This is a genomic window from Pseudomonas peli (assembly GCF_050563605.1).
Lineage (GTDB): Bacteria > Pseudomonadota > Gammaproteobacteria > Pseudomonadales > Pseudomonadaceae > Aquipseudomonas > Aquipseudomonas peli_A.
In genome coordinates, this window is record NZ_JBNXUH010000211.1 from 1 (window position 1) to 481 (window position 481).

Genomic DNA, 481 nt, shown 5'->3' on the forward strand with positions numbered 1-481 from the left:
TAACAGGGGGAGAGACGTCGGCTGCGTCCGATGTTTAGAAGGGAAAGGGGCGGAAGCGTCAGTTGTGGAMTCGGTAGWTCATCCGGAACATCAACGATCCCCCACTGCARCTGTAGACGCTCGCCGAGCCGATAGCGCTCAATCGACAAATATCGTTGTGTCAGCTCCAGCTCCTCGCGCCAGGGCACCTGACTCTTATACACANTGTTTATAAGAGTCAGGGCGTCAGTTGTGGAGTCGGAAAATCAGCCGGATAATCACCGGACCCCCGCGGAAACTGTAGACGCACGCCGAGCCGATAGCGCTCAATCGACAAATATCGTTGTGCCAGCTCCAGCTCCTCGCGCCAGGGCACCAGACTGCCGGGCTTGGCCAGGCTGGCTCGAAACAGATCGGACATATCCAGCATCGCCGGCTCGGCCATGTACGGGGCGATCACTACCAGGCTGGCAATGCCTGGCTCTTATACACATCTCCGAGC

General features: G+C 58.1%; 2 pseudogenes. Both read right to left on the minus strand.

The window, feature by feature from the left end:
• Nucleotides 1-188, minus strand: a pseudogene (locus tag ACQ4LH_RS21490) (hypothetical protein); the annotation flags it as partial.
• 35 nt (nt 189-223) lie between these two features.
• Nucleotides 224-454, minus strand: a pseudogene (locus tag ACQ4LH_RS21495) (histidine kinase); the annotation flags it as partial.
• Nucleotides 455-481: the final 27 nt, after the last annotated feature.